General features: G+C 72.3%; 30 protein-coding genes. 17 read left to right on the top strand and 13 right to left on the bottom strand.

The window, feature by feature from the left end; genetic code table 11:
- Positions 1-22: 22 nt before the first annotated feature.
- From ABZU32_RS26905 to ABZU32_RS26895, 3 genes are all read left to right on the top strand, one after another.
- Positions 23-271: a hypothetical protein gene (locus ABZU32_RS26905; RefSeq protein ID WP_354852040.1), complete on the top strand. Its 249-nt coding sequence runs from the start codon at positions 23-25 to the stop codon at positions 269-271.
- Positions 268-813, top strand: a complete 546-nt coding sequence (locus ABZU32_RS26900; RefSeq protein ID WP_354852038.1) for a DUF6328 family protein — start codon at positions 268-270, stop codon at positions 811-813. Before ABZU32_RS26905 ends, ABZU32_RS26900 begins: the two co-directional genes overlap by 4 nt.
- Before the next feature lie 176 nt (positions 814-989).
- Positions 990-1,139 (top strand): GPGG-motif small membrane protein, encoded by a 150-nt coding sequence (locus ABZU32_RS26895; RefSeq protein ID WP_189166679.1) that lies wholly within the window; start codon positions 990-992, stop codon positions 1,137-1,139.
- A gap of 208 nt (positions 1,140-1,347) precedes the next feature.
- Here ABZU32_RS26895 and ABZU32_RS26890 read toward each other — a convergent pair whose 3' ends face one another.
- Both ABZU32_RS26890 and ABZU32_RS26885 read right to left on the bottom strand, forming a co-directional pair.
- Positions 1,348-2,079: a metallophosphoesterase gene (locus ABZU32_RS26890; RefSeq protein ID WP_354926242.1), complete on the bottom strand. Its 732-nt coding sequence runs from the start codon at positions 2,077-2,079 to the stop codon at positions 1,348-1,350.
- Entirely contained in the window at positions 2,076-2,372 is a 297-nt protein-coding gene (locus tag ABZU32_RS26885) for a BON domain-containing protein (protein ID WP_354852034.1), read from the bottom strand. The genes ABZU32_RS26890 and ABZU32_RS26885 overlap by 4 nt, the downstream gene beginning before the upstream one ends.
- A 411-nt stretch (positions 2,373-2,783) precedes the next feature.
- Between ABZU32_RS26885 and ABZU32_RS26880 the strand changes: the two genes are divergently transcribed.
- The 4 genes from ABZU32_RS26880 (at position 2,784) to ABZU32_RS26865 (ending at position 6,368) form a co-directional block, all read left to right on the top strand.
- Entirely contained in the window at positions 2,784-4,001 is a 1,218-nt protein-coding gene (locus ABZU32_RS26880; RefSeq protein ID WP_354926240.1) for a glycosyltransferase, read from the top strand.
- A gap of 34 nt (positions 4,002-4,035) precedes the next feature.
- A complete protein-coding gene (locus ABZU32_RS26875) occupies positions 4,036-4,932 on the top strand; it encodes a glycosyltransferase family 9 protein (protein WP_354852031.1) in 897 nt (298 codons plus the stop codon).
- Positions 4,933-5,103: 171 nt separating this feature from the next.
- Positions 5,104-5,358, top strand: a complete 255-nt coding sequence (locus ABZU32_RS26870) for a hypothetical protein (protein WP_354852029.1) — start codon at positions 5,104-5,106, stop codon at positions 5,356-5,358.
- A gap of 11 nt (positions 5,359-5,369) precedes the next feature.
- A complete protein-coding gene (locus tag ABZU32_RS26865) occupies positions 5,370-6,368 on the top strand; it encodes an SDR family oxidoreductase (protein ID WP_354926237.1) in 999 nt (332 codons plus the stop codon).
- Between the two features lie 227 nt (positions 6,369-6,595).
- Here ABZU32_RS26865 and ABZU32_RS26860 read toward each other — a convergent pair whose 3' ends face one another.
- From ABZU32_RS26860 to ABZU32_RS26835, 6 genes are all read right to left on the bottom strand, one after another.
- Entirely contained in the window at positions 6,596-6,859 is a 264-nt protein-coding gene (locus ABZU32_RS26860) for a DUF4235 domain-containing protein (RefSeq protein ID WP_354926235.1), read from the bottom strand.
- 2 nt (positions 6,860-6,861) lie between these two features.
- Positions 6,862-7,320 (bottom strand): hypothetical protein, encoded by a 459-nt coding sequence (locus ABZU32_RS26855; RefSeq protein WP_354926233.1) that lies wholly within the window; start codon positions 7,318-7,320, stop codon positions 6,862-6,864.
- Positions 7,321-7,412: 92 nt separating this feature from the next.
- Positions 7,413-7,805 (bottom strand): ChaB family protein, encoded by a 393-nt coding sequence (locus ABZU32_RS26850; protein ID WP_354926231.1) that lies wholly within the window; start codon positions 7,803-7,805, stop codon positions 7,413-7,415.
- 204 nt (positions 7,806-8,009) lie between these two features.
- The gene (locus ABZU32_RS26845; RefSeq protein WP_354852021.1) at positions 8,010-8,294 is read right to left on the bottom strand and encodes a DUF6458 family protein; all 285 of its coding nucleotides are present in this window, start codon (positions 8,292-8,294) and stop codon (positions 8,010-8,012) included.
- Positions 8,295-8,427: 133 nt separating this feature from the next.
- Positions 8,428-9,417, bottom strand: a complete 990-nt coding sequence (locus ABZU32_RS26840) for an NlpC/P60 family protein (protein ID WP_354926229.1) — start codon at positions 9,415-9,417, stop codon at positions 8,428-8,430.
- 139 nt (positions 9,418-9,556) lie between these two features.
- The gene (locus ABZU32_RS26835) at positions 9,557-11,203 is read right to left on the bottom strand and encodes an ABC-F family ATP-binding cassette domain-containing protein (protein WP_354926227.1); all 1,647 of its coding nucleotides are present in this window, start codon (positions 11,201-11,203) and stop codon (positions 9,557-9,559) included.
- A gap of 184 nt (positions 11,204-11,387) precedes the next feature.
- Between ABZU32_RS26835 and ABZU32_RS26830 the strand changes: the two genes are divergently transcribed.
- The 3 genes from ABZU32_RS26830 (at position 11,388) to ABZU32_RS26820 (ending at position 13,700) form a co-directional block, all read left to right on the top strand.
- Positions 11,388-12,242 (top strand): metallophosphoesterase, encoded by an 855-nt coding sequence (locus ABZU32_RS26830; RefSeq protein WP_354926268.1) that lies wholly within the window; start codon positions 11,388-11,390, stop codon positions 12,240-12,242.
- Positions 12,243-12,398: 156 nt separating this feature from the next.
- Positions 12,399-12,980, top strand: coding sequence for a DinB family protein (locus tag ABZU32_RS26825; RefSeq protein WP_354926225.1), 582 nt, complete (start codon positions 12,399-12,401; stop codon positions 12,978-12,980).
- A 417-nt stretch (positions 12,981-13,397) separates the two neighbouring features.
- Positions 13,398-13,700, top strand: coding sequence for an antibiotic biosynthesis monooxygenase (locus tag ABZU32_RS26820; protein ID WP_354852014.1), 303 nt, complete (start codon positions 13,398-13,400; stop codon positions 13,698-13,700).
- 35 nt (positions 13,701-13,735) lie between these two features.
- Here the strand turns inward: ABZU32_RS26820 and ABZU32_RS26815 are convergent, their stop codons facing one another.
- A complete protein-coding gene (locus ABZU32_RS26815; protein ID WP_354926224.1) occupies positions 13,736-14,785 on the bottom strand; it encodes an alpha/beta hydrolase-fold protein in 1,050 nt (349 codons plus the stop codon).
- A gap of 128 nt (positions 14,786-14,913) precedes the next feature.
- Between ABZU32_RS26815 and ABZU32_RS26810 the strand changes: the two genes are divergently transcribed.
- The 4 genes from ABZU32_RS26810 to ABZU32_RS26795 all read left to right on the top strand — a co-directional run bounded on the left by ABZU32_RS26810 (position 14,914) and on the right by ABZU32_RS26795 (position 18,312).
- Positions 14,914-15,084, top strand: coding sequence for a hypothetical protein (locus tag ABZU32_RS26810; RefSeq protein ID WP_354926222.1), 171 nt, complete (start codon positions 14,914-14,916; stop codon positions 15,082-15,084).
- 145 nt (positions 15,085-15,229) lie between these two features.
- A complete protein-coding gene (locus ABZU32_RS26805; RefSeq protein WP_354926220.1) occupies positions 15,230-16,066 on the top strand; it encodes a polysaccharide deacetylase family protein in 837 nt (278 codons plus the stop codon).
- A gap of 446 nt (positions 16,067-16,512) precedes the next feature.
- Positions 16,513-17,082 carry an NAD(P)H-dependent oxidoreductase gene (locus ABZU32_RS26800; RefSeq protein WP_354926218.1) on the top strand — a complete coding sequence of 190 codons (570 nt, stop codon included), beginning with the start codon at positions 16,513-16,515 and terminating at the stop codon, positions 17,080-17,082.
- A 342-nt stretch (positions 17,083-17,424) separates the two neighbouring features.
- Positions 17,425-18,312, top strand: a complete 888-nt coding sequence (locus ABZU32_RS26795; protein WP_354926216.1) for an SAM-dependent methyltransferase — start codon at positions 17,425-17,427, stop codon at positions 18,310-18,312.
- 169 nt (positions 18,313-18,481) lie between these two features.
- Here ABZU32_RS26795 and ABZU32_RS26790 read toward each other — a convergent pair whose 3' ends face one another.
- The 3 genes from ABZU32_RS26790 to ABZU32_RS26780 all read right to left on the bottom strand — a co-directional run bounded on the left by ABZU32_RS26790 (position 18,482) and on the right by ABZU32_RS26780 (position 20,273).
- Positions 18,482-19,051, bottom strand: a complete 570-nt coding sequence (locus ABZU32_RS26790) for a DUF5313 family protein (RefSeq protein WP_354926214.1) — start codon at positions 19,049-19,051, stop codon at positions 18,482-18,484.
- A gap of 4 nt (positions 19,052-19,055) precedes the next feature.
- On the bottom strand, positions 19,056-19,388 hold the full coding sequence (locus ABZU32_RS26785; RefSeq protein WP_354926212.1) for a PadR family transcriptional regulator: 333 nt from the start codon (positions 19,386-19,388) through the stop codon (positions 19,056-19,058).
- 243 nt (positions 19,389-19,631) lie between these two features.
- Entirely contained in the window at positions 19,632-20,273 is a 642-nt protein-coding gene (locus ABZU32_RS26780; RefSeq protein WP_354926210.1) for a class I SAM-dependent methyltransferase, read from the bottom strand.
- 170 nt (positions 20,274-20,443) lie between these two features.
- Between ABZU32_RS26780 and ABZU32_RS26775 the strand changes: the two genes are divergently transcribed.
- On the top strand, positions 20,444-21,004 hold the full coding sequence (locus ABZU32_RS26775) for a sigma-70 family RNA polymerase sigma factor (RefSeq protein WP_354926208.1): 561 nt from the start codon (positions 20,444-20,446) through the stop codon (positions 21,002-21,004).
- A 223-nt stretch (positions 21,005-21,227) separates the two neighbouring features.
- On the opposite strand, the gene ABZU32_RS26770 is transcribed toward ABZU32_RS26775, so the two are convergent.
- Positions 21,228-23,018, bottom strand: a complete 1,791-nt coding sequence (locus tag ABZU32_RS26770) for a hypothetical protein (RefSeq protein ID WP_354926206.1) — start codon at positions 23,016-23,018, stop codon at positions 21,228-21,230.
- A gap of 194 nt (positions 23,019-23,212) precedes the next feature.
- Between ABZU32_RS26770 and ABZU32_RS26765 the strand changes: the two genes are divergently transcribed.
- A complete protein-coding gene (locus ABZU32_RS26765) occupies positions 23,213-25,564 on the top strand; it encodes a putative T7SS-secreted protein (RefSeq protein WP_354926204.1) in 2,352 nt (783 codons plus the stop codon).
- 88 nt (positions 25,565-25,652) lie between these two features.
- The gene (locus ABZU32_RS26760; RefSeq protein ID WP_354851990.1) at positions 25,653-25,946 is read left to right on the top strand and encodes a WXG100 family type VII secretion target; all 294 of its coding nucleotides are present in this window, start codon (positions 25,653-25,655) and stop codon (positions 25,944-25,946) included.
- The last annotated feature ends 59 nt before the right edge of the window (positions 25,947-26,005 follow it).

Here is a 26,005-nt window from a genome sequence, read left to right as displayed (position 1 = left end):
GATAAGAAGAAGAGGAGGAGTGATGACGGAGATCCCCTTCGGCACGTCGCTGAAGGTGTTCCAGGACAACCCGTACGGCAGATGGTTCGGCTACGCGCTGATCGCCCTGGCGGCCTCCACCCTTCTCACAGTGGTGGCGAGCGCGGCCGGCGTCATGTGGCTGACGATCATGATGGGGCTGCTGGCCTACGCCTCGCTCGGGGCCGCCCTGCTCTATGGGCGGCGGGCCGCACGGGCGCACCGCCGCGAAGGGTACAGGGCACGCCGATGACCTTGGGTGAGGTGACCGGGCACGACCCCACCGGGGACGGCGCGCGGCAGGAGTCGGACGAGACCCACAAGGAACGGGTGGACCGCGAGCTCGGCGAGCTGCTGCAGGGGCTGCGGGTGGCGGCCACGGGCGTGCAGGTGCTGTTCGCCTTCCTGCTGACCCTTCCCTTCTCCGCGGGCTTCGGCAAGGTCGACGAGGCGGGCCGCTGGCTGTTTTACGTGGCGATGCTCAGCGCCGCGATCGCGTCGGTCTGCTTCATCGCCCCGGCGACGCAACACCGCATCCTGTTCCGCAGCACGCTGAAGGAGATGATGCTGCACCGGGCCAACCGGCTCGGCGTGGTGGGCGGCATCGCGCTGGCCCTGTCCATGACCTGCTCGACCGGGCTGGTCGTGGAGGCGTTCCTCGGCGTGCTGCCCGCGGCGCTGCTGGCGGGCGGGGTGGCGGGGCTGAGCGCCTGGCTGTGGTTCGTGCAGCCGCTGGTGTCCCTCGCCAGAAGGCGCGAGGGCCGCGCGTCCGCCGTCCGGCCGGAGACCTCATGATCGGCGGCTCGGACGTGGCCGGCGCGCCGGGCCCGGTCGGTGCACCGTGTGCGACCAGCGAAGGGACGGGGCCGGCGGAATCGGCCCGGCACCTGCGGCGGCGTCTTGACCAAGCCTTGAGAGAAGTTGATCCGCTAACACGTTAATAGGGCATTTGTCAGGGCAGTGGGATGCCCATGGGTACACTTCTCTGGCTCATCGCCGTCGTTCTGGTCATCGCCGGGATCTACGTCATCCTGGCCCGTCGCGATCTCCTCTGGGGGATCGTCCTCATCGTCGTCGGGTTGCTCGTCGGCCCGGGTGGCGTAAGCATCTTTCATCCTTAGGCACGCCCCGCACATCGCGGGGCGTGTGAGACGCGGAAACGGCGGACCGGTCATCCGGTCCGCCGTTCCCCGTTGCCCATTGCCCGTCCTCGTTCCTCGTTCCCCGTTCACGTCGATCCTCGCCGTTCCCCGTCGTGCCCGCCGTCTCGGGATCTCCCCGTCCGGGCCCGCCGGGGGCGGTGGGTAGCGCCGCCCCCGGGCGCGGCGGTCAGCGCTCGGGGTCCTCGCCGCCCAGGCCGTACACCGCGTACGCCCGGCGCAGCACCGGGAGCGCCACGTTGCGGACGCGGACGCCGCCCGGGGTGAGGCCCTTCTCCACGCCCGAGTGGGCGTGCCCGTGGATGAACAGGTCGGCCCCTTCGGCGTCGACCGCCTCGGCGAGCAGGTAGCTGCCGAGGAAGGGATAGATCTCCAGCGGCTCGCCCGCGAGGGTGTCCTTGACCGGGGAGTAGTGGCTGAGCACGACCCGGTGGTCGGTGTCCAGGCTCTTGAGCGCCTTGTGCCAGAGCTCGGAGATCTCTCTGGTGTGCCGGACGAACGCCTTCATCTGCGGCTCGCCGAACTCGCTCGCGCACTTGCCGGCGAACCCTCCGCCGAAGCCCTTGCCGCCCACCACCCCGAGCCGCAGGTCGCCGCACTCGATGATCGTGGACTCGTCCTGGAGCACCTGGATGCCGGCGTCGCGCAACAACGCCACGATCTCGTCCTCGGCGTCGGACTGGTAGTCGTGGTTGCCCAGGACGGTGACGACCGGAATCGGCAGGTCGCGGAACTCCTCGGCCACGACTCTGCCCTCCTCCGGCGTGCCGTGCCGGGTCAGGTCACCCGCGAGCATCAGGACGTCGGCGTGTTCCTCGATGCCGTCGAGCCTTCTTCGGTAGTGCCCGCGCAGATCCTCGCCGAGGTGGACGTCTCCGACGGCCGCGACTCTGATCTTCACAGGGTCTCCTCCTCTCCCGGCCCTCTGATCTCGACCACCGTGACCTCGTTGTGGACCGTCAGGCCTGGCGCGGTGTCTCCTGCCACCGCGGCCACGAGCCGGCGCCGTTCGTCGCACTCCACCTGGCCGCGCAGGAAGAGCTGGTCGCCTCTGATGAGCACACGGATCCCCAGCTCGTAGGTGCGCTCATCCTCCGCCAGCGCCCGTTGCACACGGGCCGCCAGGTAGTGCGGAGCGTCATAGTGCGGAGCGTCGTGATGCGGGACGACGTGATGCGGGGCCTCGTAGGACATCGTCTACCCCCCTTGGATCGGCCAATCAGGATTCGCATGCCCGCCGTTCAGGCCGCGAAACCGGGGAGGTTTGGTCCTCTGCTTTCAGGATAGAAGGGTGCCCTAACAGCAAGTCGGGAGAACTCAAGCCTCCGGACGCCAAGCCCGTCTTCCGGACAACGGAACATCGCCGACACGCACCGCACGAAGGCTCGGCCGGCGATCGATCGTGACAACCGTGCACCCTGCCCCCGTGCACCTCAGTGATCGGGCGCCGCTCCGGCGGCGCCGCGGACGTTCCTGTTCGCGCCCTTGCCGGACGGCGCTCGCCGAGCGAGGTCACCGATGCGGATCCGCCCATCCCCGGTCGCCCGGGCTTTCTCGACCCGGCGATCTCGCCGTGGCGCGTCCGCCGGACTTGGAGGAGACACGGTGAAGATCGCCATGGTGTCCGAACACGCCAGCCCTCTGGCCTCGGCCGGCGGCGCCGACTCGGGAGGACAGAACGTCCACGTCGCGGCGCTCGCCCGCGGCCTGGCCGCGCAGGGCCACGAGGTGACGGTGTACACCCGCAGGGAAAGCGCGCACGTCCCCGAGCAGGTCGAGCTGGCCGAGGGGGTGAGCGTCGTCCACGTGCCCGCCGGGCCGCCCCAGTGCGTCTCCAAGGACGACATCCTGCCCTGCATCCCCGATTTCGGGCACTGGCTGCGGCAGCGCTGGACGTTCCAGCCCCCGGACGTGGTGCACGCGCACTACTGGATGAGCGGCCTGGCGGCCCTGGCCGCGACCCGCGGCCTCGGCGTCCCCGTCGTCCAGACCTTCCACGCACTCGGTGTCGTCAAGCAGCGGCACCAGGGGGCCGAGGACACCAGCCCGCGCGAGCGCCCGCAGGCCGAGGGCCTGGTCGCCCGCCGGGTGGACCGGATCATCGCCACCTGCCGCGACGAAGTGCAGGAGCTGACGCGGATGAACGCGCCGCCGCCGTCGATCCGGACGGTGCCCTGCGGCGTCGACACCGCGGTCTTCCGCCCGGACGGGCCCGTCATGCCACGCCCCCGCCGGGCCCGGCTGCTGTCCATCGGACGGCTCGTGCCGCGCAAGGGCGTCGGCACGCTGATCGAGGCGATGCGGATGATCCCGGACGCGGAGCTGATCGTGGCCGGAGGCCCGTCCGCGGACCGGCTGGACGACGACCCCGAGGTGCGCCGCCTTCGCCGCGCCGCGTCCGAGGCGGGGGTGGCCGGGCGGGTCCGGTTCGTGGGCGGCGTCTCCCACGACGAGGTCCCCGCGCTCATGCGCTCGGCCGACGTGGCCGTCTGCGTGCCGTGGTACGAGCCGTTCGGCATGGTCGCCCTGGAGGCCATGGCGTGCGGGGTGCCCGTGGTCGCCTCCGCGGTCGGCGGGCAGCGAGAGACGGTCGCCCACGGCCGGACCGGCCTGCTGGTGCCGCCGCGCGACCCGCGCACGCTGGCCGTGGCCGTCAACACCCTGCTGGCCGAGCCGCGGCTGCGGGCGGCGTACGGCAGGGCGAGCGCCGAGCGGGCCCGCGCGCTCTACGGCTGGGAGCGGGTCTGCGCGCGGACGCGTTCGGTCTACGAGGAGGTCGTCGCGGGCGGGGTGGGCGCGTCCGGCGAGAGGAAGGCGTCATGACCTCTTCGCCGCTGATCCCCGGGGTGCCGGAACCATGAGCATCGCCCTGGTGTTGCGCGCGCTCGGCGTCGGCGGGCTGCTGACCGCCGTGCCGGCCCTGCGCGCGCTGCGCCAGGGAGGGTTGAACGTGGTGCTCGCCGCGCCCGGCGAACTGCGCGACCTGGCCGTGCTGACCGGCGCCGTCGAGGGGTTCGTCCCCGTGCGCGGGCTGGAGGGCCTGACGTGGAGCGCCCGCCGGCCCGACGTCGCGGTCAACATGCACGGGCCCGGGCCGCGCAGCACCCGGCTGCTGATGGACGTGCGGCCCCGGCGGCTGTGGGGGTTCGCCGACCCCGCCTTTCCCCGGCTGAAGGGCCCCGACTGGGAGGACGGCGAGCACGAGGTCGAGCGGTGGTGCAGGCTCGTGCGCTGGTACGGCTCGCGCGTGGACCCCGGCGACCTGGCGCTTCCCGTGCCGCTGGTGGCCAATCCGGCGCCGGGTTCGGTCGTGGTCCACCCGGGGGCGCGGGACGTGGCGCGGCGCTGGCCGCCGGAGCGGTTCGCGGAGGTCGCGAGGGCCCTGACCGCCGAGGGGATGCGGGTCGTGGTCACCGGCACGCGGCGGGAGCGCCCGCTGGCCTTGCTGGTGGCGGCGCAGGCCGGGCTGGCCCCGCACCGCGTGCTCGCCGGGCGCACGTCCCTGCGCGAACAGTGCGCGCTGGTCGCGGGCGCGCGCCTGGTGGTGAGCACGCACACCGGGACGGCGCACCTCGCGACCGCGTACGGCGTGCCGTCGGTGACCGTCTTCGGCCCGGACTCCCCCGCCCGCTGGGGGCCGCCGGCGGACCGCCCGTTCCATCGGGCGCTCGCGGGGGGCGGCGACACCGGGGCGGTGACCGTGGAGGACGTCCTGTCGGCCGCCCGCAGAGTGCTGTCGGTCACGTGCCACTGACCAGGGCGGGAGGTTTGGAGCGACCGCTCGACGGTAGCTGGACGGGGTCGGCACGACGGCGGTGGGAGGGGATGCGGATGCGCCGGTCGGCTCCGCCGCCACCTGGCAGGAGCGCACATGACGTCGGATTTGTCGGGTATGGGAAATGTTCACCGGAAAGGGGTGGCCACGATGAGTGAAACACCGGAACAGCGATCGGAGACGGGCAAGCCGATGGTGACCGCGACACCTCGCGATGTCATCCACATCCGCCTGGCCTCGTTCGCGATCTTCCTCGCGCTGGCCCTCGGCGCGCTCGCGCTGGTGGCCAAGGCGACCATCGTGGCCGTCGTCCTCGGCGTGATCGCCCTGATCGCCGTCGTGGACATCATCTTCGCCGTACGGCGCCAGCGCCGCCTCGGCCTCGGACCGCGCTCCACCGGATGAGAGGACCAGACGTGCTGAAGGACAAGGTCGTCGTGGTGACCGGCGCCAGCGGCGGCGTCGGCCGCGCGGTGGTGCGAATGCTCGGCGAGAGGGGCGCGAAGATCGCCCTCATCGCGCGCGGTGAGACCGGCCTCGCGAACGCCGCCGTCGAGGCCGGCACCGAGGGCGGCACCGCCAAGGTCTACCCGGCCGACATGGCCGACCACGAGCAGGTCGAGGCCGTCGCCGACGAGATCGAGAAGGACCTCGGCCCCATCGACGTGTGGATCAACGTCGCCTTCTCCTCGGTGTTCGCGCCGTTCACCGAGGTCGAGCCGGCCGAGTACGAGCGCACCACGGCGGTGACCTACCTCGGGTACGTGTGGGGCACCCGCGCCGCGCTGCGCCGGATGCGCCCACGCAACCAGGGCACCATCGTCCAGGTCGGCTCAGCCCTGGCCTACCGCGGCATTCCCCTGCAGGCCGCCTACTGCGGCGCCAAGCACGCCATCAAGGGGTTCACCGAGTCGGTCCGCACCGAGCTGTTCAACGAGGGCAGCGACGTCCAGATCACCATGGTCCAGCTGCCGGCGGTCAACACGCCGCAGTTCGACTGGGTGCTCTCGCGGCTGCGCCGCCACCCGCAGCCCGTCCCGCCGATCTTCCAGCCGGAGGTCGCCGCCCAGGCCGTCGTGTTCGCGGCCGAGCACCCCGCCCGGCGCGAGTACTGGGTGGGCGGCAGCACCGCGGCCACCATCATCGGCGAGCGGATCGCCCCCGGCCTGATCGACCGCTACCTCGGCAGGACGGGCGTCAAGTCGCAGCAGACCGACGACAAGCGGCCGACCGGCGTCGCCAACCTGTGGGAACCCGCCGACGACGGCCGCGACTACGGCGCCCACGGTAGCTTCGACGGGCGCTCGAAGGACCACAGCGTCCAGGTGTGGCTCTCCCAGCACCGCACCCTCGTCCTGACCGCCCTGGCCACCGCCGCCGCCGCGACCGCCGCCAGACTCGCCACCCGCCGCTGACCCGACCCTCACCCGGCCCCGAAGGCCGGCCCCGAAGGGCCGGCCTTTCTCATGCGCCCTTTCCCGGCAGATCCCACGAAGCTCTTCCCCGGCAGATCCCACGAAGCTCTTCCCCGGCAGATCCCACGAAGCTCTTCCCCGGCAGATCCCACGAAAGAGCGCCGGGCCCTGTGGGGCGCCGGCGCTTCTTTCGGTCGGAGTGGGGGAACCGCTGTGCGGCCGAGGTGTCAGTCGCCGGGCCATTCGCCGGTGGCGTTCTGGACGCCTTCGGCGCTGGCACGGTCGATCGCGGCCTTGACCAGGCCGAAGATGGCTCCCTGGATGGCCGCGGCGACCAGGACCTCGCCCCAGCCGTACTGCTTGGAGGTTGCCTGGGGAGCGTCGTCCTTGCCGGCCACCAGCTTCCAGACCTGCTTGAAGATCAAGCTGGACACGAAGCCGCCGGCCATGCCGGACAGCGCTCCCACGGACCTGTAGGCGAGCTTCTTCACGGTTACTTCTTCCTCCGCAGCATCCTCCACAGGAGCAGGGCGCCGGCCGCCACGGCCGCGGTCACCCACGGCCGGTTCTTCGCCTGGGTGACCACCTTGTCGGCGGCGTCCTTCACCTCGTCGGGCATGGTGGAGCGCGCCCTGTCGGCGAGTTCCCCGGCCTTGCCCGCCAGGTCGCTGTTCTTGGCCTTGGCGGCCAGTTCGCCGGCCTTGTCCCCCGCCATCACCGCGAACTCGCCGGCCTTGTCCCCCGCTCGGGCGGCCAGGTCGCCGGCCTTGTCGCCGGCCTTGGCCGCCAGGTCGCCGGCCTTGTCCCCCGCCTTGGCCGCCAGGTCCCCCGCCACGTCGCCGGCTTTGGAAGCCAGCACGCCGGCCTTGTCGCCGGCCTTGACCGCGAGGTCGCCCGCGTTCTTCTTCACATCGACCAGCGCGTCGTGCGCGCGGCCCGTGGTGTCCGCCATCGTGTCCTCCTTTGCCGTGGACCCCCCGCTACCCGCCGGAAGAGGGCTCTAACGTGGGATCCCCGCACCGGCAGGGGACACTGGCGCACCGGTCAGCGCGCCTTGGCGGTGGCCCGGCGGTTGGCCTTCTTGATGGCTTCGACCAGCTCCTCTTTGTCCATCTTGGAGCGGCCTGGAATGCCAAGACGTGCGGCGACCTCGGCGAGGTGCTTCTTGCTGGCGTTCGCGTCGACGCCTTCGGCGGTCTTGCCCTGCTCGGGGGTGCTCCGAGCGGCCTGCGCGTCGGAGGGACCCTTCTTGCTCTTGGGCTCCCAGTGGTCGCCGACCTTCTCGAACGAGTGCTTCAGGGCGGAGAAGGCGGTGCGGTGCGCCCGCTCCCCCTCACCGTAGGTCTCGACGGCCGAGTCGTGGGCCTTGATCCAGGTCTCCTGCGCCTTCTTCGGCGAGCGCTCGATCGTGGACGGAAGTTCCTGCTTTCCCGGCATGGCGTGTGCCTCCTTGTGACTCGACGGACCCGCTCGCTGGGACGACGGTTGACGTTCCCGGCGGCGCGGTGCTCGCGCGTGCCGGGTCACGAACTTTGCGCAACCCGGCACACGTGTGGAGCAGGCCATGACATTTCATGACACGTCCGTACTGGACGGCACCTGCCGCGGCCTCCGCCGCCGTCCCAGCGGCCACGTCCGAGGTCAGATCATGGGGTCGTCGTAGCGCCGCTCCTCGTACACCTGGGTGCGCGTGCTGTCGACCGGGGTCACGGGGTTGACCGGCACCGTGCTGACGGGGGTCGTCCGGGTCACGGCGGTGCGGCGCACGTTCGTCAGACGCCAGATGCCGAACAGCAGTCCGGCGATGCCTCCGAGCATCAGGATCACACCGACGACGTTGATGTCGACGCCCGCGAGGTCGAACTCGACGGCCCATGTGAGAATGGCGCCGAGCATGATCAGGAAGATGCTTCCGGCTATGGTCATGGAAAAGCCTCCTTCGCTCCTCGCCCCCCTTCTTTCCCGCACACGAATCTCAAACGTCGAACCCGCCTCAAGCTCGGAGAACTCCGCAAAAAGCCGGCGCGCACGGAGGCGCGCACGGAGGCCCGCGCGGGTGTCAGGGGCGGACGGCGCCCATCAGGCGGCCACGCCAGTAGGAGTCCAGCGCCACCACCTTCACCACGTCACCGGTGTGCGGGGCGTGCACCATCTTGCCGTCGCCCGCGTAGATGCCCATGTGTCCCAGGCCGTTGCTGAACAGCAGGTCGCCGGCTTGCAGGTCGTTCAGCGAGACCCGGCGGCCGGCCCCCCACGCCCACTGCTGGTAGGTGGTGCGCGGCAGCCTCACCCCCGCCTTGGCCCACGACGCCTGGGCGAAACCGGAGCAGTCGTACGCGCCCGGCCCCGTCGCCCCCCAGCGATACGGCTTGCCCACCTGGGCGAAGGCGAACTGCAGCGCCACCCTGGCATTGCCCGACGCCGGGCCGTCGTAGCGGATGCCCCGGCTGTCGGGGTTGCCCGCGTTGAACTGGTTGAGCCGCCGCAGCAGCCTCTCCTGCTCACCGACGAGCTTCTCGACCTTCTTCTTCTCCTTGCCCACCTCGGCGAGGGTCTGGGCCATGTCGTCGTAGGCGGTCTTGGCCTTGCCGCGCCTGGCCTGGAGCCCGCGCGTGGCGACGTCGAACTCCTCCAGCGTGCGCGCCTGGCCCTCCGACACCTGGTTGGCCACGGCGAGCGCGGACAGCAGCCCCGACGGGTCGTCCTGGCTGATGATGCCGGACACGCTGGTCATCTCTCCGTACTGGTACAGGTTCGAGGCCGCCGACACGACGCTCCGGCGCAGGTCCTCGACCTTGCCCCGCTCGCGGCCCAGCTCGCCGTCGAGCTGCCGGTACTTCTTCCTGGCGGCCTTGTAGCGCTCGTTGACGGTGTTGTAGCGCTCGACCATCGCGTCCGCCTGGTCCTGCAGCTTCGTCAGGCGCGCCTTCGCCTGGGCGATGGTGGGGCGCGGCTCGGCGGCGGCGCTTCCCTGAGACGTGAGCAGCACGGCGGCGGCCAGCGCGGCCGCCGCCGGGACCAGCCCCTTGCGGATGCTGCGCACCGGCACGGAGACCCCTTCCCGATCGACCCGCGCCGTGCCCGGGGCCGCCACGGCACGCGGAAGCCAGGGCACGGCGATTCGCGCCAGGAGGTACGCGGGACCGGCCCCACCGGTTCACACCGATCGGGATCCGCGAGCGCGGGCGTCAGGTCTGGGCGGCCTCGCGCACCTTGCCGCCGTCCACCCGCAGGTGGCGCGTGGTGTGCACGGCCTTCAGCATCCGCCGGTCGTGGGTGACCAGCAGCAGCGTGCCGGGGTAGGAGTCCAGCGCGGACTCGAGCTGCTCGATGGCCGGCAGGTCGAGGTGGTTGGTGGGCTCGTCCAGCACCAGCAGGTTCACCCCGCGCGCCTGGAGCAGGGCGAGCGCCGCCCGGGTGCGCTCGCCGGGCGACAGGGTGGCCGCCGGCCGCAGCACGTGCGCGGCCCTCAGCCCGAACTTCGCCAGCAGCGTCCGCGCGTCGGCCGGCGCCATGTCGGGCACGGCGGCACCGAAGGCCGACATGAGCGGCTCGTCCCCGAAGAACATGCCGCGCGCCTGGTCGACCTCGCCGACCACCACGCCGGGGCCGAGAGCGGCGTGGCCCTCATCGAGGGGCACCCGGCCGAGCAGGGCCGCGAGCAGCGTCGTCTTGCCCGCTCCGTTGGCCCCGGTGATCGCCACGCGCTCGGCCCAGCCGATCTCCAGGTCGACCGGCCCGAGGGCGAACGCGCCGCGCCTGACGACGGCGCCGCGCAGAGTGGCGACGACCGCACCGGCCCGGGGCGCGACGGCGATCTCCATGCGCAGCTCCCACTCCTTGCGGGGCTCCTCGACGACCTCCAGCCGCTCGATCATGCGCTCGGTCTGGCGGGCCTTCGCCGCCTGCTTCTCGGTCGCCTCGCTGCGGAACTTGCGGCCGATCTTGTCGTTGTCGGTGGCCTTGCGGCGGGCGTTCTTCACGCCCTTCTCCATCCACGCCCGCTGCGTCAGCGCCCTGGACTGCAGCGCCGCCCGCGTGTCGGCGAACTCCTCGTACTCGGCGCGCGCGTGCCGGCGGGCGACCTCCCGCTCGGCGAGGTAGGCCTCGTACCCGCCGCCGTAGACGTGCACCTGCTGCTGGGGAAGGTCGAGCTCGACGACCTTGGTCACCGTCCTGGCGAGGAACTCGCGGTCGTGGCTGACCACCACGGTGCCCGCGCGCAGCCCGTTGACGAAGCGCTCGAGCCGGTCGAGGCCGTCCAGGTCGAGGTCGTTGGTCGGCTCGTCGAGCAGGAAGACGTCGTACCGGCTGAGCAGCAGGGACGCCATGCCCGCGCGGGCGGCCTGGCCGCCGGACAACGAGGTCATCGGCTGGTCGAGCCGCACGGCCAGGCCGAGCTCGGCGGCGACCTCCTCCGCGCGCTCGGTCAGGTCGGCGCCGCCGAGGGCGAGCCAGCGTTCCAGGCCGGCCGAGTAGGCGTCGTCCGCGCCGGGACGGCCCTCCACCAGGCCCTCGGTGGCAGCGTCGAGGTCGCGCTGCGCGGCGGCGACGCCCGTGCGGCGGGCGAGGAACGCCGCGACGGTCTCCCCCGGCCTGCGCTCGGGCTCCTGCGGCAGGTAGCCGACCACCGCGGAGGGCGGGCTGAGCTGCACCGACCCCTGCTCAGGGGCGGCGATGCCGGCGAGGATGCGCAGCAGCGACGACTTGCCCGCGCCGTTCACCCCGACCAGGCCGATCACATCCTCGGGGGCGACGACCAGGTTCAGCCCGGAGAACAGGGCCCGGTCGCCGTGCCCGGCGGCGAGATCTTTGGCGACGATGGTGGCGCTCATGCCCAAACGCTATCCGGCCCGGACCACACCGTGGCACAACCCGCCCGCCACCCCGCACGGCGGTTCCGCGGCGACGGCCCGGCCGCCCCTCCCCCTTGCCCACCCCTACCCGCCATGGGAAGGCGGGTGCGCCGCCCGTCGCGGCATGACCGGTCAGGGAGATCCCGGCTACGATCGCCGTGTGATGATCGGAGGCGCGGACGGCGGCAACCTGATGGCGATAAGCGACCTGCATGTCGCCTACGCCGAGAACCGCGAGATCGTCGAACGCCTGCGGCCGCAGTCCGACGACGACTGGCTCGTCATCGCCGGCGACGTGGGCGAGTTCGTCGCCGACATCGAATGGGCGCTCACCGTGCTGGCGCGGCGCTTCGCCACCGTCATCTGGACCCCGGGCAACCACGAGCTCTGGACGCCGAAGGACGACCCCGTGCAGTTGCGCGGCGAGACGCGGTACCGCCACCTGGTCGGCATCTGCCGCCGCCTCGGCGTACTCACCCCGGAGGACCCGTACGCCGTGTGGACGGGCCCCGGTGGCCCGGTGACCATCGTACCGTTGTTCCTGCTGTACGACTACACCTTCCGCGCGCCCGGCACCACCAAGGAGGAGGCGCTCGCGGGGGCGTACCAGGCGGGGGTGGTGTGCACCGACGAGTTCATGCTCCACCCCGACCCGTATCCGAGCCGCGACGCCTGGTGCCGGGCCCGGCTGCGCGAGACCGAGCGGCGCCTCCTGTCACGCGACCCGTCGATCCCGACCGTCCTGGTCAACCATTTCCCGCTGGTGCGCGAGCCCACCGACGTCCTGCGGCACCCCGAGTTCGCGCAGTGGTGCGGCACGGTCGAGACCGCCGACTGGCACCTGCGCTACAACGCCGCGACGGTGATCTACGGGCACCTGCACATCCCGCGCACGACCTGGTACGACGGCGTCCGCTTCCAGGAGGTCTCCCTGGGCTACCCGCGCGAGCGCCACATGTACAACGTCCCGGGGATGGACTCCCTCCGCCACGTCTTCCCCGACCTGTCCCACGCCTGAGCCCCGGCCTCTCCCGGCACTCCCCCGTCTCCGAACCCAGTCCCACCTCTGGGTCTCCGCCGCCGGACCCCGAATTCTGTCGGACCTGGCTGCGATGATGCGAGTGTCGCGCGCGCGACGTTCCCATCCGCCGCTCTGCCGAGAGGTGTGCTTCTCATGCCCGGACAGGTTCCTCCCATCGCGGACGAGCGCGAGGGGCTGCTCGCCTTCCTCGCCCAGCACAGGTACGTGCTGCGCCTCGCCGCCCACGGCCTCACCGAGGAGCAGGCGCGGGCCACCCCGTCGGCCTCCTCCCTCAGCGTCGGCGGCCTGATCAAGCACGCCGCCACCGTCGAGCGCGGCTGGGTCGCCATGGTGCTCCAACGGCCGGGCGGCGACTCCGAGGAGGAGTACGACGCCAACTTCCGCCTGGCGCCCGGCGAGACGCTGGCGGAGGTCCTCGACCTGTACGACCAGGTGGCCAAGGAGACCGAGGCCGCCATCGCCGGCATCCCCGATCTCGGGCAGGCCGTCCCGGTGCCCAAGGGGGTGCCGTGGTTCCCCGACGACGTCGAGGCATGGTCGGTCCGCTGGGTCCTGCTCCACCTGATCACCGAGACGGCACGGCACGCGGGCCACGCCGACATCGTGCGCGAGTCGATCGACGGGGCCGCCGCGTTCCCGCTCATGGCCGCCGCCGAGGGCTGGCCCGCCACCCCCTGGCTCCAGCCCTGGAAACCCCCGACCGACCACGCCTAGTGCGGTGACCACAGACGTTCACCGGGCGCGGCTCTCCATCCCCGGCCACGTGCTGGAGGTGATCGGCGCCGGGTCGGCGGGTCGTGGTACGGCGATGCCGGCGCCCGCTACGGCGCCCGAGCCGGTGAACGTTCGTGGACAGCGCACCAGCGGACCTGGTCGCGCACTCGGCACGCCGGCATGTCGCGCCCGGCTCCCTGCCTTGCGCCGTCACCGCCCGCTCTGGCCCCCGGCTTGGTGCCCGGCCTGATGCCCGGCGTCCGGGTGACCCGGCCGGGGGTTCCCCTGCTCGTCCCGGAGTCCACCAAGGGCGGGCAACTTCCGGTTTATGGTTGTTCGTCGTATTCCTACGCCGGGTAGGACCTTAAGACGGAGAAGGCGTTCCGGAGCACGGGCCAGCGGGAGGAGGGATGCCCGATGTTGACCGTCGGCCTGCTGGTGCGCGTCCACGCGCGGCCGGGCAAAGAGGCGGAGATCGAGAGCTTCCTGCGCGAGAGCCTCGGCCGCATCGAGGACGACTCCGACCCGCCGATGTGGTTCGCGCTGCGCATCAACTGCGCGACGTACGGCATCTTCAACGCCTTCACCGAGGACACCGGGCGGCAGGCGCACCTGAGCGGCAAGGTGGCGGCGACCCTGATGGAAAGGGCGGACGAGCTCTTCGTCCGGCCGCCGACCGTCGAACGGGTCGACGTCCTCGCCGCCAAACTGCCGACCTGACCGCCGAAGTGCCGCTTCGGCTCAGGGGTGTGCCGTTACGGGGCAGGCGGGGTGGTTCCGGGTTGGAGGCGCTCGGCCAGCCAGGCCAGTGACAGCGTGTAGCGGTAGTCGATGCCGCCGTGGCCGGCGTCGAACAGCTCGAAGCGGATGATCTCCTCGGAGACGCCGTGGACGAGCAGCGCCTCCCGGAACGCCTGCGCGCCGATGTCGAGCTTGAACTCGTCCCGGGTTCCCGCGTCGATCCACACCGCGCGCATCGAGCGCATGGCCTCGGCGTACTTCGGGACCATGCGCACGGGGTCCCAGTCGAGCCAGCGCTGCCAGACCTGCGGCCGCAGCACCCCGGTGCGCGGGTCGAACGGCAGCTCGGGTGTGCCGTCCTCGGCGGCCGAGAACGCCGACGAACAGCCGAGGACGCCGAGCAGCGTGCCGTCCGCCGGGTCGGTGAAGGCGGTGCGGTCGAGGAAGGCGTCGAACCATCGCCCGATGTCGCCGTCGTAGGCCCGCAGGTGGCGCACGGCGTCCGCGAACTCGGGCAGGTAGCAGAACTCATAGAGGGTGTCGCCCGCGTGGGTGGCGAAGGCGCCGAACAGGTCGGGGCGCAGCATCGGGGTGATCATCGCGCCGAAGCCGCCGCTGGACTTGCCGGTGATCGCGCGATGGTCGCGGCCGGCGAGGGTGCGGTAGTGCGCGTCCACCCACGGCACGATCTCGTCGCAGAGGTAGGAGTGGTAGCGGCCGGTGCCCGGCGAGTCGACGAACTGGCTGCCCCCATAACCCGTCCAGGCGTCCACGTAGACAATGATCACCGGCGGGGCCTGCTCCATGGCGAAGACATGGTCGGCCGCCTCGGGGAACGGCAGCCGGAACGGCGTGCGGTTGCGCCACATGGCCACGTGACCGGTGTAGCCCTGGATGACGTACACCGTGGGGTAGCGCCGCTCCGGCTCGTCGTCGTAGCCCGGCGGCACGTAGACCCACAGGGGTCGCTGGTGGGGGTCCTTCAGCGGGTTCCCGCGCAACAGCTCGCTGTCGAACACGTGCTCGTCGAGCCGTCCCGCAAGGTCAGCCTGCCAGGGCAACATCGGCATCCTCCTTAGGCCCTCACATGCGTATCACGAACCTCCCTGGCACGCCTCCCCCGCTTTCTGAACTCGGTAACATCGGCGCTGCATGACCACAGAAGTGGACATATGTCACTGCCATCTCCCCGGTGAGCGGAGCGCATTCTCCCTCCGACACGGCGGTGTTCGTCGACCACAGCGGCCGCCGCGCCCGGTTGCTGATGGTGGTCGGCATCGTCGCCGGCACGCTGCTGATCGGGTGCATGGCGATCCTGATCGGAGGAGCGTTCACCGGCACCTCGATCACCGCCATCGGCTGACCGGGGAACGGGCCCAGCCCCTCCGACGCGCCGCTCGTCACCTGCTCCGCCGCCCGGCGCGAGCGTCCCCCGGTCGCCGGGCGAGAACGCCGAACAGCGGGCGCGGCGCGCGGACCCGCGCGGCCACTGGTTCATCGTCGTGGTCATGATGTTGCTGATCAGTGGCGCTCTGGTCTTCAACGGTTACGTCCACGGCGTCGGCGGCGAGACCCACGCCGCCTCGCCGGCCGCGGCCGACCGGTCCGCCGGCCTGGCGCGCGTGCAGCGGGGCGGCCCGGTGCCCAACCTGACCGGCCCCGAACCCGACAGCGCTCGGCTGCCCGACCGCACGGTGGCCCTGACCTTCGACGACGGCCCCGACCCCCGGTGGACGCCGCGGCTGCTCGACGTCCTGCGGCGGCACCACGTCAAGGCGACCTTCTTCATGGTGGGCGCCAGGATCGCCGAGAACCCCGATCTGGTCAGGCGTGTCGTGGCCGAGGGCCACAAGATCGGCGACCACACCTACGCGCACGCCGAACTCTCGCAGATCCCGCAGTGGCGGCTGCGTCTGGAGGTGTCGCTCACCCAGAAGGTGCTGGCCGGCGTCAGCGGCCTGCACACCCGCCTGGTGCGCCCGCCGTACTCCTCGCGGCCGGACGCGGTCACCGAGCCCCAGCTGCGCGCGTTGCGCGCCCTCGGCGCCGAGGGATACCTGGTGGCGCTGACCGACCTGGACACCAAGGACTGGGCCCGCCCGGGCACTGACCGCATCGTGCGGGCCGCCCTGCCCAAGCACGGCAGGGGCGCCGTGGTCATGCTGCACGACTCAGGCGGCGACCGCGCCCAGACCGTCGCCGTACTGCCACTTCAGCAGTTCGTCTACCGGCAGCTGATGTACGTGGTGGTCATCCAGTCGGTGGCGACCGCCGTGCTCGGCGTACGGCTGCGCTGGCAGACCATCCGCCGCGAGGGCACCTTCGCCGACACCGTCACCCGGTAGGCGGTTCTCCCGTCCGTCCGCGCCCGCGGCGGGCGCCGCTGAGATCTCCTCCCCCCTCCCGCCGCTCCGGCGACGGTCGGCGCCCTGGATCTCCGCCCTCCGGCCGCCCGCTCCGGCAAGGGCGGCCCCTGCGCCCCTTTCGGTCGTCCCGCCCAAGCGGCGGGTGCCGGCTCGGGATTCCCTTCTTCGCTCGCCAAGCGATCGACGTCCGCCCCAGCCGCCTCCTGGATGCCGTCTCACGCCGCACCATGGTCGTCTTCATGCTGTCCACCAGGCACGATAGGCTTCGGCCATCGTTTGTTGACGTGACATCATTTGCTGGGTAGCTTATTCCTCGCAGCAACTTCTGACACGTCAATGATGTGCGGATCAGCCGCCTCAGAGCGCCCTGTGGCAACCACGGGCCGATGGGCCACGAAGCAGACAGACAAGGGATTCGGACCACCATGACCAAGATCGCCATCATCCTCGGCAGCACCCGCCCGGGCCGTAACGGTGAAGCCGTCGCCAACTGGGTCTACGACATCGCCAAGCACCGCGGCGACGCCGAGTACGAGCTGGTCGACATCGCCGAGTACAACCTGCCGCACCTCGACGAGGCGATTCCGCCCTCCATGGGCCAGTACGCCAACGCGCACACCAAGGCGTGGGCGGCCAAGATCGCTTCCTTCGACGGCTACGTCTTCGTCACGCCGGAGTACAACCACTCCACGTCGGGTGCGCTTAAGAACGCCATCGACTTCCTCTACGCCGAGTGGAACAACAAGGCGGCCGGGTTCGTCAGCTACGGCGGCGCGGGCGGCACCCGCGCGGTCGAGCACCTGCGCCTGATCATGGGCGAACTGCAGGTGGCCGACGTCCGCGCCCAGGTGGCCCTGTCGCTGATCACCGACTTCGTCAACTACAGCCAGTTCGCGCCCGCCTCGTACCACACCGCGGCCGTGGACACCATGCTCGACCAGGTCGTCGCCTGGAGCAAGGCGCTGTCCTCGCTGCGCCGGCCGGTCGCCGCCTGAACGGGCCGCACCGCCCCCATCGCGACGACGTCACCCGCAACCCGGGACGAACGCCGTTCTGACCGCGACGACGTCACCCCGACCGGGGACGGACATCGCCTCAGCCGCGACGGACGTCACCCGGACCGGGGACGGACATCGGCGAGGCGGCCCGGTCGCCGCCTCGCCGGATCCCCGGGCCCTGGCCCGGGGATCTCGCGTTTCCGGGCTTGTTCCTCCTTCTGCCGCGCTGACCTGGGGGTCGTCCCGTACGGGTCGCACGGGCCCGTCCGGGCCGTACGCCGCCGCGCTCCGACCGGCGTACCCTCCGAGCAGAACCAACGCAATGCAGGAGGCTTCCCCATGGCCGAGGACCGCACCCCCTCGAATCCCGCGTCCGAGACAGAGCTCCCGGCAGCCGAGACGGAGGTCCCGGCCAACGCGCCGGACGACCTGGAGCGTCCGGCGCCGCCGCGCATCAACACCTCGGTCCCGCACTCCGCCCGCATCTGGAACTACCTGCTGGGGGGGAAGGACAACTACCCGGTCGACCGGATGGCCGGCGACAAGATCCGCGAAGTCTTCCCTGGCATGGTAGACATCGCCCGACATTCCCGTCACATGCTCACCCGCGCGGTGCGCTTCCTCGCCGACGAGGCCGGCATCCGGCAGTTCCTGGACATCGGCACCGGCCTGCCCACGGTGGACAACACCCATGAGGTCGCCCAGCGCCTGGCCCCGGAGTCGCGCATCGTCTACGTCGACAACGACCCCCTGGTGCTGGTGCACGCCCAAGCCCTGCTGACCAGCACGCCGGAGGGGGCGACCGACTACATCGAGGCGGACGTGCGCGACCCTGAGTTCATCTTGGCGGAGGCGGCCAAGACGCTCGACTTCACCAAGCCCACAGCGCTCATGCTGATGGGCATCCTCGGCCTGGTCCCCGACTACGACGAGGCCCGCTCGATCGTGAACCGGCTGATGGACGCCCTGCCGCCGGGCAGCTACCTGGCGCTCTACGACGGCGCCGACACCGATCCGTCGTACGTCGAGGCGCTGCGGCGCCACAACGCCGGGCCCGACGTCGTGGGCTACACCCCGCGCAGCCCCGAGCAGATCGCCGGCTACTTCGAGGGGTTCACCGTGCTCGAACCCGGCATCGTCTCGGTGTCCCGGTGGCGCGTCGACCCGGGCCTGTGGAACCAGGCGGCCGAGGTCGCCTGCGTCGGCGGCGTGGCCCACAAGTCCTGACCCGCCGGACCTCCTCCTCCGGCCACCCTCCGCATGACCCGTCGCGTGGCCCGTCCGCGTCGTCACACGGCTCGGACAGGCCACACGGCTCGGACAGGCCACGCGGCTCGGACGGGCCACGCGGAACGAGGTCACCGGCCGGGTCGACGCCGGCCCCATCTCCCAGCGGTCACGCCCCGGCCCGCCGGCCTCTCGTCGGGCGCGGGTATCCCGAGCACCCGCCGGTCCGGCCGGGCGACACGGGCGGCATGGGCGTGCCGTCCGCACGGAACTCGTGCAGGGCCATCAGTTTGCGCCGCCGCCGCTCGTCCTCCAGCCAGCTGATGACCCACACCGCCACCGGTCCCACCAGTACCGCCGGCAGCAAGCCCCAGGGCCGCGGCCCGTCGGTCATCCACAGCAGCACGAGCACCACGACCGGCGACAGAGCGGTCCGCACGGTGGCACGCCACGCGCGGCGCCCTCTCAGCAGGTCGTCGCGTGCCCACCACCGGTATTCGTAGGGCAGTCGCTGGTCGAGCAGGCGATAGCGCAGCCAGGCGACGAGCCGTGGATGCTCACGAAAGCGCAGCGCGATCCCTCCACGGACCGTGTCGAGCGAGTCGCGCAAAGTCGGCCGACTCTGACCGGGCTCGGCCAGGTCCTGCAGCGTCGCGAGCAGTTCGTCGCCGCGGTACTCGCGGAAACGCTGAGGGTAGGCCAACATGAGCCGCCTGGCGGCGCGCTCGTAGGCGTCCACTCGGTCACACCCCCATCCCTGGTTGGGCACGCAGGTTGAGCCGCCGCTGTGCGCCGGCGGCCAGGCGGACCAGGCGCGCGGTCTCCTCGGTGAGGAGCTCCTCGCCCGGACCGGTGAGCTCGTAGTAGCGCCGGTGCCTGCCGTCGACGACCTCTTCGCCGCTCACGCGCACCAGCCCTTCGGTCGCGAGGCGGTCGAGGGCGCCGTAGAGCGTGCCCGGCCCAAGGCGGACGCGCCCCTCCGACACCTCGCGCACGGTCTTGATCACCCCGTACCCGTGCGAAGGCCCCTCGGCGAGAGCCAGCAGGATCAGATAGCTCTGTTCACGCAACGCCATATCCGATATATATCGCCAAACGATGTATCCCACAAGAGGCCGGCACCTACGGCACGGCCTCCACACGGGTCGGCCTCCACACGACACGGCCCCAACGGGTCGGCCGCACGCGGGGCCGGCGAAGCACGCGGGGACGATCGGCGGTGGGTGCGGCGGCGGCTCACGAAGGCGAGCGGGTGCCGGGACGGGGTGCGAGGGTGACGGCACGGGCGATCAGGTGCGGCCTCCGGCACGCGAGGACGGTCAGCGGCGGGCGGTGAAGTACGCGACGGCGCCGCCGCGGTCGACGGCGATCTCGCCGAGTCCCGCCGCTTCGAGCCAGGACGCCAGGTCCGCCGCCGTCCCCACCTCGCCGAAGACGCCGAAGCGCCGGAGGACCGCGATCGCCGCGTCCTGCCGCCGACCGCCACCGCGCACCACCGACGTCCCCCTCAGCAGCCCGCCCGGCCGCAGCACCCTCGCCATGTCCGCGAGCGCCGCGGCCGGGTCGGAGAAGCAGTGCAGGCCGAAGTAGCTCAGGCACAGGTCGAAGGTCGCGCCGGCGAAGGGCAGCGCCGTCACGCTCGCCTGCGTGAGGACGAGGTTCGCGAGTTCGTGACGCTCCGCGACGGCCCGCGCGCGTCGCAGCATCACCGGCGCGAGGTCCACCGCGACGTACCGCCACGAGCCGTCCCGGGGGATGCCCCGGAAGGCGACGCCTCCCCCGCACGGGACGTCGAGCACCCGCACTCCGCGGCCCGCCGACGAGCCGAGCGTGGCGATGTCGCGGTAGTGGCGCCGCAGGTCCGCGCCCCACACCGCACGCCCGCCGATCAGGCCCAGCCACCTGTGCTCGATCCCGACGTCGTACAGGACTCCGATCAGCCCGGCGTCACGCCAATCCATGGCCTCACCACCCGACCGACACGGCGGAACGTCCCTATGACCGATTTCAGCACTTTTTCGGCAGTGGCGTCGACCTAAGCTCTGCCCGGCTCACGGCCCCGGTCGCGCGCCCCCACGTGGCGGCGCGATCATCCGCCACGGATCGGCCTGTGGTCCCTCTGGAAGGGAATATGAGAACGTCCCAATCGCGCACCCCGTCGGCCGCGCCGCAGGAGAATGCGGAGGGCACACGGGAACGCCATCTCGGCACCCTCGTGCGAGAGCACGAGAAGGCCCTGCTGGCCTACACCGAGAAGCTCCTGAACGACCGCCATCTGGCGGAGGACATCGTGCAGGAGACCATGGTCCGCGCCTGGCACAACGCCGAGCGGCTGCGCGACGGCGAGGGGTCGGTCCGCGGCTGGTTGCTCACGGTCGCCCGCAACCTCGTGATCGACCGGTCCAGGAGCGGGTTCCACCGGCACGAGGTGACCGGCGCCGACATGTTCGACCCCACCCAGCGCGACCACGCGGACGCCGTGGTGGCCTCGGTGGCGGTCGCGGAGATGCTCGGCTCGCTGTCGGCGGAGCACCGGGAGGTGCTGGTGCACACCTACCTGCGCGGACGCACCCTCCGGGAGGCGGCCGACGACCTCGGCATCCCCGTCGGCACCGCCAAGTCCCGGCAGCACTACGCCCTGGACCACCTCAGAAGACGCGAGCGCTCCACGCCCTCCCCCGCCCTGACCTGACCCGGGCTCACACCGCCGAGGGCTCACGCGGAAGCCGGCGCGGCCGAACCAGGCACAGGGTCTCCGCCAAGCCGTCCGGCATGGCCTGACCCGCCGCACTCGCACGGCCGGGGGCTCACGCGGAAGCCGGCGCGCTCGAACTCGGCACGGGGTCTCCGCCAAGCCGTCCGGCATGGCCTGACCCGCCGCACTCGCACGGCCAGGGGCTCACGCGGCCGGAGGCTCACGCGGGGGCCGACACGGTGAGGTTCAGCACGGGGATCTCGACCGAGCCGTCCGGCAGGGCCTGCCAGCGCCAGTGGGCGCCGTCGGCGTCCCCGCTCACCAGGGCGGTCCATCCGGTGGCCGGGTCGCAGAACGCGGCCAGGTCCGCGGCCTCCTCCCCCGTCGGCGGCCCGGGGACCACCAGCAACGCCCGCAGGAGGCGGCGCTGAGCCGCCGCGCGCAGCGTCCCCGTGCCGCGCGCGCCCGCGAGGACGGGCGCCGAGCCGGGCCTCGGCGCCTCGACCCGCGGCAGGCCGGCCGGCACCGCCACCGCCTCGGCCCCCGGCCGCGGCAGCACGGCGACCGGCGTGGCCGGCGCGGTCCGCGCCACCTCGGCGAGCAGTCCCCGCACCACGTCGCCGGCCACGGCACGGTCGCCGGTCACGCTGAGCACCCCGTCGAGCCGGCTGAGGTCCACGAACACCTTGCCGCCCTGGTCGTCCACCCCGACCCGCACGAGCAACGGCGTCGGGGTTCCGGGGGCGGGGTGGGCGCGGCGGGCGGCGGGCGTGGGGGCGTCGGCCGGACGCCGCCACCGCGCCCCGCCCAGGTCACGCCACGGCGCCGGCGGTTCGTCCCGTGTCGCCACCCACGCGGTGACGCCCGCGTCGTCCACCGACATCGCGTGCACCGGGTACCCTTCCGGGCCGGTCAGCTCGGAGAGCGCCGCGTAGGCGCGGCGCGGCGCCTCCGCGTCCCCGGCGAAGGCCTGGGCCAGCGACCTGCGGTAGGCCAGCCGGCGCGCACGGCGGGCCGGCTCGCCGAGGCGGCGGATCAGTCGCGGAACCCAGGCGAACGCCCGCCGGAGCCGCCGCCTGGCCACGATCGCCGCGGTCAGCAGCCCGAGGAGCAGCGCGCCCAGCACGGAGAGCACGACGGGCAGCGGCAGCACGACGGCGTTCGCGGCGGGCGAGCCGCCCACGGGAGCGGACTCGTCCCCCTGAGCGGAACTGCCACCCTGGTCGGCACCGTTCCCCTGGCTGAAACCATTCCCCTGACCGGCACCGTCCCCTTGGCCAGAGCCGTTCCCCTGACCGGAGCCGTCACCCTGGCCAGAACCGTTCCCTTGGCCGGAGCCGTCACCCTGGCCAGAGCCGGTGCCCTGACCTGAATCGTTCCCTTGGCCGGAGCCGTTCCCCTGGCCGGAATCGTTCCCCTGGCCGGAATCGTTCCCCTGGCCGGAATCGTTCCCCTGGCCGGAGCCGGTGCCCGTCTCGCGGGCGAGTTGGACGTCGGGGCCGTTGGCGTCGGCGGGCAGCCGCAGGATCCAGCCCGGCCGCAGTTCGCGCGGATCCCGCAACGACGATCCGTCGGACTGGGGGCGCCCGGCGTTGAGCTGGAAGATCTCACCGGCCCTGTTGGCGTCGCCCAGCGTGCGCGCCGCGATGGCGGTGAGCGAGTCCGGTCGCCCGCCGTTCCGCTCCGCCGTCCGCACCACGTACACCTTGATCAGGTCGTCGCCGTCCCGCGCGGAGGTCGCGGAGAAGATCGCGCGGGAAGGGAGGCTCCTCGCGCTGACGACGGCGCCCATCGCCCGCAATCCGGGCACCGTCCCCGCGGGCAGGACTGCGGTCGCGGCGACCATCCTCGCGGACAAGACCGCGGTCGGGGGGACCGTCCCCGGGGGCGGGACCGCGGTCGCGGTGGAGGCGTTCGCCGCGACCGGCGTCCACGCCGAGAAGACGATCGCCCACAGAGCCGGGATCACGATGGCCGCCCGCCGCGCCCTCTCCCACCGACCGCTCACCATGTGGCCCACCCATTCCCGGCACGGCACCCGCCGGCCTCACGTCATGCGGGGTCCACTCGGACCTACGCCTCTTCCCGGCACACGTGATGGAAGGGGAGAAAGTTCGACCTGAATTTCTTCCAACCGACCATGAACCCTTCGGTCCGCCGTCCCCGTGTATCGGGCGACAGGAGCCATCACTTCGGGGGGATCACGTGGCACGACGGCATACCTCGGGCTTCGACGTGCTCGGGATGTCGGCTGATCCGACACCTGGTGACCCGGACGAGATCCGGCGACTCGCCGACCGCTACCAGGAGATCGCGGACCAGGCGAGCACCGCCGCGCAGATCCTCGGCAAGGGCGGCGCCGTCGAGCGGGGAACCGGCAAGGCGATGGACGCCCTGCGCGCCCAGCTCAAGTCCCTCCCGGACAAGCTGGCCAAGACTCGCGACTCCTTCGAGTCGGCCGCGACCGCCTACAAGACCTATGCCTCTCAGCTCCAGGAGGCGCAGTCGCAGGTGGACCGCGCGATGGACCAGGCCGGGCCCGTCGCCGGCACGGCCGGGCAGAGCGCGCCGTCCCTGCCCCCGGACGCGAGCGACGAGCAGAAGGACGCGGCCCGCAAGCAGGAAGACGGCATCAACGCCGCCAACCAGACCATGTCCGCCGCCCGGAGCCTCGCCGAGCAGGCCAGGAGCCTGCGTGAGCAGGCCTCCAGCCGGGCCGGCCGGGAGCTGGACGACGCCGCGGCGAAGGCGATCCCCGAACGCAACTTCTTCCAGAAGATCGCGGACTTCTTCAAGGACTTCCCGTTCGTGAAGATCCTTCTCGACATCCTCGTGGCGGTCGTCACGATCTTCTTCCCGGTGATCGGGTTCGTCCTCGGCGCGGCGCTGTTCGCATTCCAGACGATCCAGCAATTAGCGACAGGCGACTTCAAACTCGGCGACTTCGCCGCGGGTCTGATCGCCCTGGTGCCCGGCGGATCCGTACTCCGTGCCGGTGGGCGGGGGATCAGCGCCGTCGGCACGAAGATCGCGCCAGGGCTGTTCAAGGGCGGCGCGGAGTCCGGCGGATTCTTCCAGACGGTCTCCGGCAACATCAGCAAGATCAGCGAGACCTTCACCACCAGCAAGCCGTTCACCATCGCCTTCGACAGCCCAGGCGGCAAGCTCATCACCGGGACGATCGGCCAGTTCGGCAAGGGCGTCGGCGAAGAGGCGGTGGTCAAGAAGCTCAACGGCGACGAGATCACCGCGGGCAACCTGCTGGGAGGCGCGGCCGCCGCCGCCGTCGGCGGCGGGATCTTCAAGGGCGTCAAGGCCGGCCGCGGCGGCGACTTCGGCGGGGGCGCCTTCACCCCCCGGCCGGACGCCCCCGGCACCCCCGCTCCGGCGGCCGCCGGCGCGGCCGGTTCCGGCGCCGCCGCGCCCAAGCCCACGTTCAAGGACAATGCCATCCAGCAGGCCGAGGAGCTGATCCCGGAAGGCGCGTCCGCCGCCGTCAAGGTCGGCGTCGCGATCAGCGAGGGAGCGGATCCCAAGGAGGCGATAGCCGGCGAGGCGGGCAACGTCCTGCCGAAGACCGTCGGCTCGGTCGGCAAGCGCCCGATCGCCGACAAGATCGACTCGATCTTCCCGACCAAGGGCACTCCCCGCCCGACCACCGGCGACAACGCCCCCGGCACCACGCCGTCCACCAATCCCCCCGACACCACTCCCTCCACACCCACCACGGGTCCCGACGCCGCTCCGGCCTCCCCCACCACCGCTCCGGCCTCCCCACCAGCGTCACCGACCACCGGCACCGGCCCCTCCTCCCCCACCACGGGCCCCGACGCCACCCCCGCCACCCCGCCGGCCTCTCCGACCACCGGTACCGGCCCCTCCCCCACCACGGGCCCCGATGCCGCCCCGTCATCGCCGGCCGCGGGCCCTGCCGCCGCACCCGGTTCCCCCACCACGGGTGCCGGCGCCGCGCCCCCCTCGCCCACCACCACTCCGAGTTCCCCGCCGGCATCACCGACCACGACGACCGGCACCGGCCCCTCCTCGCCCGCCGCGGGTCCCGATGCCGCGCCGTCCTCTCCGACCGCCGCCACCGGCTCGGCGGCCTCATCACCGGCCGCCGGTCCCGACGCGGCGCCGTCATCACCGGCCGCGGGCCCCGCTTCCGCCCCCGCCTCTCCGGTGGCGGCTCAGGGTCCGGATTCCGCGGGCGGCGCGGGCCCCACCTCCGCCGGGACGGCGGCGGGCTCGGGGTCCGCGCCGAGTTCCGCGACCGGTCCGGCCCCGGCCGCCGCGGACACTGCGGCCACGCCGACGTCCGGCACGTCCGCGACCGGCAGCGCGTCCGGGACGGGCGGCGCCTCTGGGACGGGCGGCGGCACACCTCCGCCGTCGCCCACCGGCGCCACCGCCTCCCCGAGCAGTGCCACCGCCTCGTCGTCCGGTGACGCGCCCCCGCCGTCGCCGAGCACGCAGGCGCGGAGCACGCCGCTTCCGCCGTCTCCCACGGTGTCCGAGACCCCGGACACCCTCCCGCCGCCACCGGCCACCCCCTGACCCCATCGGCCCGGCCGGCCTCGGACGGGCCCCACGAGACCGCCACCTTTCGGTGGATGGATGACAACGACCGTTCAGGAGAGAGACCATGCCCAACTTCACCGTCAACTCCGACGAGACCGCCTCCACCTCGGCGGCGCTGCTCAACGACTTCTCGCAGCTCCAGGACAAGCTCAGCGAGGTCCGCGGCAAGATTCAGAACCTGCTGGCGCAGGGGTACAGCACCCCGGCCGCGCAGCAGAAGTTCCAGCCCTTCTTCGACGAGTTCGCCAAGGGCTTCGACTCGGTGAACCAGTCGCTCCAGGGCATCGGCCAGTACGTGAAGGCCGTCGGCGAGGCGTTCTCGCAGACCGACGACCAGCTCGGCTCGAACCTGTCCTGACGGCCGGCCGCCACGGCGCCATGCCGCGGCGGCCCCGCCCCGGGCCGGCCACCGCCGGC

It is taken from the genome of Sphaerisporangium sp. NPDC005288, from assembly GCF_040607475.1.
Lineage (GTDB): Bacteria > Actinomycetota > Actinomycetes > Streptosporangiales > Streptosporangiaceae > Sphaerisporangium > Sphaerisporangium rhizosphaerae.
Note: the sequence above shows the minus strand (reverse complement) of the source record. Positions and strands in the feature narration are given on the sequence as shown.

Bases quoted from the DNA above. Each gene is read 5' to 3' on its own strand.
- ABZU32_RS26905 (WP_354852040.1), top strand. From the start codon at position 23: ATGACGGAGATCCCCTTCGGCACGTCGCTGAAGGTGTTCCAGGACAAC.
- ABZU32_RS26900 (WP_354852038.1), top strand. From the start codon at position 268: ATGACCTTGGGTGAGGTGACCGGGCACGACCCCACCGGGGACGGCGCG.
- ABZU32_RS26895 (WP_189166679.1), top strand. From the start codon at position 990: ATGGGTACACTTCTCTGGCTCATCGCCGTCGTTCTGGTCATCGCCGGG.
- ABZU32_RS26885 (WP_354852034.1), bottom strand. From the start codon at position 2,372: ATGTCCTACGAGGCCCCGCATCACGTCGTCCCGCATCACGACGCTCCG.
- ABZU32_RS26875 (WP_354852031.1), top strand. From the start codon at position 4,036: ATGAGCATCGCCCTGGTGTTGCGCGCGCTCGGCGTCGGCGGGCTGCTG.
- ABZU32_RS26870 (WP_354852029.1), top strand. From the start codon at position 5,104: ATGAGTGAAACACCGGAACAGCGATCGGAGACGGGCAAGCCGATGGTG.
- ABZU32_RS26855 (WP_354926233.1), bottom strand. From the start codon at position 7,320: ATGGCGGACACCACGGGCCGCGCGCACGACGCGCTGGTCGATGTGAAG.
- ABZU32_RS26850 (WP_354926231.1), bottom strand. From the start codon at position 7,805: ATGCCGGGAAAGCAGGAACTTCCGTCCACGATCGAGCGCTCGCCGAAG.
- ABZU32_RS26845 (WP_354852021.1), bottom strand. From the start codon at position 8,294: ATGACCATAGCCGGAAGCATCTTCCTGATCATGCTCGGCGCCATTCTC.
- ABZU32_RS26835 (WP_354926227.1), bottom strand. From the start codon at position 11,203: ATGAGCGCCACCATCGTCGCCAAAGATCTCGCCGCCGGGCACGGCGAC.
- ABZU32_RS26830 (WP_354926268.1), top strand. From the start codon at position 11,388: ATGATCGGAGGCGCGGACGGCGGCAACCTGATGGCGATAAGCGACCTG.
- ABZU32_RS26825 (WP_354926225.1), top strand. From the start codon at position 12,399: ATGCCCGGACAGGTTCCTCCCATCGCGGACGAGCGCGAGGGGCTGCTC.
- ABZU32_RS26820 (WP_354852014.1), top strand. From the start codon at position 13,398: ATGTTGACCGTCGGCCTGCTGGTGCGCGTCCACGCGCGGCCGGGCAAA.
- ABZU32_RS26815 (WP_354926224.1), bottom strand. From the start codon at position 14,785: ATGTTGCCCTGGCAGGCTGACCTTGCGGGACGGCTCGACGAGCACGTG.
- ABZU32_RS26805 (WP_354926220.1), top strand. From the start codon at position 15,230: ATGATGTTGCTGATCAGTGGCGCTCTGGTCTTCAACGGTTACGTCCAC.
- ABZU32_RS26800 (WP_354926218.1), top strand. From the start codon at position 16,513: ATGACCAAGATCGCCATCATCCTCGGCAGCACCCGCCCGGGCCGTAAC.
- ABZU32_RS26795 (WP_354926216.1), top strand. From the start codon at position 17,425: ATGGCCGAGGACCGCACCCCCTCGAATCCCGCGTCCGAGACAGAGCTC.
- ABZU32_RS26785 (WP_354926212.1), bottom strand. From the start codon at position 19,388: ATGGCGTTGCGTGAACAGAGCTATCTGATCCTGCTGGCTCTCGCCGAG.
- ABZU32_RS26780 (WP_354926210.1), bottom strand. From the start codon at position 20,273: ATGGATTGGCGTGACGCCGGGCTGATCGGAGTCCTGTACGACGTCGGG.
- ABZU32_RS26775 (WP_354926208.1), top strand. From the start codon at position 20,444: ATGAGAACGTCCCAATCGCGCACCCCGTCGGCCGCGCCGCAGGAGAAT.
- ABZU32_RS26770 (WP_354926206.1), bottom strand. From the start codon at position 23,018: ATGGTGAGCGGTCGGTGGGAGAGGGCGCGGCGGGCGGCCATCGTGATC.
- ABZU32_RS26760 (WP_354851990.1), top strand. From the start codon at position 25,653: ATGCCCAACTTCACCGTCAACTCCGACGAGACCGCCTCCACCTCGGCG.